Annotated in this window: 1 rRNA gene; it reads right to left on the bottom strand. The window is 54.1% G+C overall.

The features are described from left to right. Window positions 1-268 (bottom strand): 23S ribosomal RNA (locus tag ACUN9Y_RS22305); the annotation flags it as partial.

Genomic DNA, 268 nt, shown 5'->3' with positions numbered 1-268 from the left:
CCTTGGTCTTCCGGCGGGGGAGTTTTTCACTCCCCTTGTCGTTACTCATGTCAGCATTCGCACTCGTGATACCTCCAGCAGACTTCTCAATCCACCTTCATCGGCTTACACGACGCTCCTCTACCGCTCGTCATTCGACGAACCCGTAGCTTCGGTACCTGGTTTGAGCCCCGTTACATCTTCCGCGCAGGCCGACTCGACTAGTGAGCTATTACGCTTTCTTTAAAGGATGGCTGCTTCTAAGCCAACCTCCTAGCTGTCTGAGCCT

Source organism: Halomonas sp. V046, from assembly GCF_052645355.1.
The sequence above is the reverse complement of the archived record's forward strand: the minus strand, read 5'-3'. Positions and strand labels throughout refer to the sequence as shown.